Source organism: Mesorhizobium sp. YC-39 (genome assembly GCF_025753795.1).
GTDB lineage: Bacteria > Pseudomonadota > Alphaproteobacteria > Rhizobiales > Rhizobiaceae > Mesorhizobium.
The window spans coordinates 1-4,907 of sequence record NZ_JAOWPS010000024.1; the positions used below are offsets into that span (position 1 = coordinate 1).

General features: G+C 68.0%; 4 protein-coding genes. All 4 read right to left on the reverse strand.

Annotated elements, in window-relative coordinates; genetic code table 11:
* Positions 1 to 70 precede the first annotated feature (70 nt).
* From OHD62_RS35435 to OHD62_RS35450, 4 genes are read right to left on the reverse strand one after another with little or no spacing between them, the layout of a single operon-like run.
* Complete coding sequence (locus tag OHD62_RS35435; protein ID WP_263792391.1) at positions 71 to 1,612, reverse strand: TniQ family protein; 1,542 nt, start codon at positions 1,610 to 1,612, stop codon at positions 71 to 73.
* Positions 1,599 to 2,501, reverse strand: coding sequence for a TniB family NTP-binding protein (locus OHD62_RS35440; RefSeq protein WP_263792392.1), 903 nt, complete (start codon positions 2,499 to 2,501; stop codon positions 1,599 to 1,601). The genes OHD62_RS35435 and OHD62_RS35440 overlap by 14 nt, the downstream gene beginning before the upstream one ends.
* The gene (locus tag OHD62_RS35445) at positions 2,492 to 4,150 is read right to left on the reverse strand and encodes a Mu transposase C-terminal domain-containing protein (RefSeq protein WP_263792393.1); all 1,659 of its coding nucleotides are present in this window, start codon (positions 4,148 to 4,150) and stop codon (positions 2,492 to 2,494) included. The genes OHD62_RS35440 and OHD62_RS35445 overlap by 10 nt, the downstream gene beginning before the upstream one ends.
* Complete coding sequence (locus OHD62_RS35450) at positions 4,147 to 4,725, reverse strand: Tn7 transposase TnsA N-terminal domain-containing protein (protein ID WP_263792394.1); 579 nt, start codon at positions 4,723 to 4,725, stop codon at positions 4,147 to 4,149. Before OHD62_RS35450 ends, OHD62_RS35445 begins: the two co-directional genes overlap by 4 nt.
* Positions 4,726 to 4,907 lie beyond the last annotated feature (182 nt).

The following is a 4,907-nucleotide window of genomic DNA, read 5'->3' on the forward strand; positions in this document are numbered from 1 at the left end:
TGTCGGTGCGACGAGTTTCGCGAACCGGCGCAGAGTTTCGTGTACCGGGGAGAAGTTTCGCGGACTCGATTCACGAACCGGGAGCCAGGTCATGAGTAGGCTTGGCGCGTGGTCCCCTTGGCTTCATCGGCCCCCACAGACGCCGGCGACGGCGGACGCTGCCTGGCTTTCGGTCGCGATGCTTCCTCAGCAGGTTCGACGCGATGTCGAGGCTAAGCTCGATCCCGAACCGCGCCTGCGCCTGAGCAACGATGGCGTGGCGATTCTGGTTGGCGCAGTCGGCGCGGATCCATTGCGCGAGCGCTTCGGATTGAGCCGACGTCAGAGCGGGCCTCCCGGTCGGGCGTTCGAGCGCCGCTTCGAGCCCATGTTCGATCCCGCGGTCGAGCCAGCGATAAACGCTCATCGGCTGGACACGGGCTATCGCTGCCGCCTCCCCGACGGTCGCCCCCGCCTTGAGTGCGGCAAAGGCCGTCAGCCGCTGGCGCCGGTGCTTGTAGCGTTCGCGGGCGGCTCGCTCCCGCAGGTCGGAGGCGCTATCAGGCAAGCTTTCGATCCAGGGATGCCACGCACCTCGTCCGACCGCCGGCGTGGCTATTGCCGCCGCCAGGATCGTGCGCAGGTGTGCGGCTATATCGTCGTCGATGTCGTTGTGGCGGCCCAGGAGACCTTCGAAGCGGACAGATTTCAGGATGCCGATCGCCGCAGGCAGGCGGTGCGGCAGGTCCGCCACCAGCCAGTCGATCATCAGCAAGCTTCCATAGTTCGAGCCAAGCGAGAGCGAGAGCCGATCTTCCCAGCCCAGATCAAGTTCGCGGGCGATCCGGTTGAACAGCTGCTCGCGGTGCTGGGTGGCGACATCGGTCCAGATCATGCCGAGCAGCATGTCTGCAACCGCCATCATCGTGGCCCACTCGACCTCGCCCACGCTTGGCAGGAGCACGACGCCGGTCTTCTTCCCCGCAACAAGCAGCGATTGCAGATCGACCGACCGATCATTCGCCCGTTGCCCCTGCAAACAGGCCAACCCTCGGCCGCACTTCTGGCACGCAAGCAGGTCGACTGGCGCCTTCGCGTTCAGCCCTTTGAACCGGATCGGACACCGGCATCCCGGGCATTCCCCGATCAGCCGGGTCCGGTGCCGCGGGCAGACACCGATCCAGCCCAGCAGCCAGAGCCGCCTCAGATAGGGTCGCTCGTCTTCCGCCAGGCATTGCCCGCAGACATCGACACGCCGGCCTTTCCGGCGGCCCAGCTTCGGGTTTGTCCAGCGCCGGCTTGTGAAGCGCTGCGCGCCCTCATCATCACGTGCGATCGACCAGCCCAGGAGCGTCATGGCTTTCAGCCGGGCCTGCTCGACTCCGGTCCGTTCGGCGATCGTTGCGAGCTGGCCTGGCGACGGACGACGCCACCACTCGGGATCACCCGCGGCATCCACCTTGAAGCCGTGCCGGCTAAACATGAGCGGAGACTGTCGGAGCGCCCAGCTCAGCTGGACGAGCCACGACACGAGCGCCTCATCCGCCGCCGGCTCGATGTGAACGGGCAGTATCGCCCGTGCCGGGAACGCCTCGGGCACGGCCGAGACGGCGAACAGATCAGACCGCAACACGCCGACGCTCGGAGGGCCGGATGAAGCCCGCATCCTCGATCATGCGTGCCAGGATCGCCTCCGTCCCGGTCTCGACCGCCAGCACAGCCGCCTTGACGACGACAGCGATGATCTCGCCCAGCACGCCTTCCGCCGCCGCGAGGATGCGGCCAGCCATGACCGGATCGTCGAGGTGCGACGGCTTGCGCAGCGGCAAGGCCGCTTCGAGCGTCGCGAGAAGCCGCCGATATTCCTCGTCGTCCTGCCACAGCGGCAAGGCGAACGGCTCGAACCGATTGACGAGCTGGTCGTCGCTGCGGATCGCGCGCAACGCCTCGGCCGTGCCGACGCCGACGAGCGGTATTTGCAGCTCATTGCCCAGCCAGCGCAGCAGGTTGAGCAGCCGCCGTTGCTGCATCGTGGTGCCCGACAGCAGGTTGTGCAGCTCGTCGATCACCAGCAGGCGTGTGCCCGTCGCACGCATCATGCGCACCGCCATGTCCTGCTTGGCGGCGATGCGGTCGCGGGGGCCGAACGGCACTCCGAGCCCGTCGAGGATCGCGCCGAACAGTCGGCCCTCGTCCGGCCCCGGCGGCATCTGCACGCTCAGCACCGGCAGGACCGCCACGCCGTCCGCTGTCTCGACGGCGGTGATGGGCGGATGCATCCGCCGGAACTTCTCGACGATCATGGTCTTGCCGTTGTTCGTCGGGCCGACCAGCAGCAGGTTCGGCATCCGCATCCGCTTCGGGAACGTTAGCAGATCCTCCATAGCCGCCAGGGCGGCGTCCGCCCGTGCATAGGCGATCCAGCGATCCGTGCGAATGCGCCGCACCCGTGCCTCCACGGCCTCGTCGGCCAGCGGTCGCACTGCAGGGTGCAGATGCCTGTAATCCTCGCTCACGACCATTCCTCGAACGGGAAGATGCGATCCTCCAGCGGGGCGTCGGCCTCGACCGGCCCGTCTGCTGCACTCCGATCCGGGGCGGCCGCGGGTTCGGCTGCCACGACCCGAAGGCGGCGCTCCCGCTGTCGGCGGGCCGTCTTGGTCGTGCGCACCGCATCGTCGGCGATGGTGCGCATCGCCTCGATCGTGCGGAAGATGGCCGACTCGTCGACCAGCGACCGTCCCTCATCCCGCAGGCGCCTCAGCGCAAGGCGGTGCTCCCACAGGCTGATCGGCGGCCGCCGCAGGTCGCGATAGGCAAGGTCGTAATAGGTGCCATCGGGCCCAAGCAGATAGATGCGGCTGAGATCGCGCGGGTCGTAGCGCACGATCATCCGCTCGGGATGGCCAATCCAGGTACTCAGCACGTCGGACCAATAGGCGATGGAGTGCAGGGCCACGCCATCGCGCCGGATCCGGCGGCGCTCGATCGGCAGGAAGTCGATCAGGAACCGACGGGGATCGGGCACGGCGACCGGCTCGCCACGGCCGAGCGTGGCGCCCTCGCCGGTAATGCCACGCTCCCAGGCGGCGAGCGGCGTCATGCCAATGCCGCGATGCAGCTCGCGGTGATAGACGCCGGCAATTGCGTGGCCGAGCCACCGCTCCACCTCGTCGATGGTCATGGCGGCGGTCTGATCGGGCCTCAGGTCGCCCTTCTCCTGGATGTTGGAGAAGGTCGTGCCCGGCAGCAGATGGACCTTGCCCATCATCGTGCCGATCAGCCGCTCGATGTGTCCGCCATAGTGCGGGGTGCGTACGGGACGGTAGTCGACGGCAATGCCATATTGCTCGCAACCGCGCTTCAGCGCCTCGGACCGGAACTCCTTGGCGTTGTCGAGGTGCAGTCGCTCGGGGATGCCGCGCACAGGCCACTCCGCATCGATGCCGCGCTCGGCCAGCCAGCTCTCCTTGGCGAGCGCTGCATGGGTCAAGCAGAGCGCCACGGACGTCGCCGAGGGCGGCTCCAGCGACAGGTGGAAGCCGGCGACGCAGCGCGTGCAGACGTCGATCGCCAGCGTCAGCCACGGTCGCTGGATCGGTGCGCGCGTCTCGCTGTCCACCACGATCACGTCGACCAGCGTGTGGTCGATCTGGATCAACGACAACGGCCAGTGAGCCTCCAGCGAACCGACGACAGGAGCGTAGCGATCGCGCGCCGCCTTGGCGCCCTGGCGCTTGGCGATCACGTCCCTACCTGGGCGGGCGCGAAGCCGGGCCGTGATGGTTCGCCGGCTCGGCGCGGTGAGGCCGCGCGCCGCACACTGTCGCTGCACCTCCTCGACCAGGTGCATGATCTTCGGCTTCTGGCGCGTGAGATAGACGCCGTCGATCGCCTCGTCGACCAGCGCGTCCACCTCGTTTTCGAGCCGGGAGAAGCCGGCGCTCGGCCCTCGCTTGCGCGGCAACAGGCTCGTCAGTCGCGGATCGGCGATGTAGCGGCGGATCAGGGCATAGACGTGGGTCGGCCCACAGCCCAGCTCCGCCGCGCCAGCTTCCACGTCCGCTCGGGTTCGGCTCGGATCGTCCGCCAGGCGCCGGATGATCGGCAGGAAGCGGCGGGCTTCATCCCACGCGGCAGGGCTCACGGTCGCGATGTCGGGCACGCTCACGCCGCACCCACGCGCGTGCTCGGCACGATTGGCGCCGACAGATCGACGACAAGGGCGCCCCGCGCGATCAGGCGCCAGACCACTGCCAGTCCGGCTTCGCGCGTCGTTGGCAAGGCGTCGACCAGCCCGATGAAGTCGATGGCGTCGGCGCGCGCCCGCGCCACGGCCAACTCCGCAAGCGCCGTGTCGATCGGCACGTTCCTGAGCGGCAGCAACCTCTTCGCCGCATCGAGGCGCGGACTGCGGATGCCGCGCTCCGTGGCGATCCTGAAGCGGGCGCCATGCTCGCCGGCCCAGGCCCGGGCGGCGGCGAACGCCGGCCTCAGCCGGTGCCAGTCCGATCTGAGGTCGGCGCGATATTTGACCTCGACGATATCGCAGCCCCCGGCGCTCCAGTCGACGCGGAAGTCAGGCGTGTATCGCCGCGACCGCTGTCCCTGCCGGAACCGGATCGTGACCGGCTGCTCGGTCACAAACGCGCCCGCATCCGTCCAGTTCACGAGCGTCACGAAGTCTCGTTCGAGCGCGCTTTCGTGCTCCGCCACCCCCGTCGCGAGGGCCTGGAAGCCGGTCACATGCGATCGCCGGCTGAGGGGAATGCGCCGCCGCATCGGCCTCCACCTTCAAACGACTCAGTACGCAAACATCGCACATTTAGGGGTCAGTTCACAAACATGGGACAATATCTATGTCGCCAAGCCTTTGCGCGGACTCAGTCTCCGCTGCGCGCCGATTCACGAAACTCGTCGCACCGACA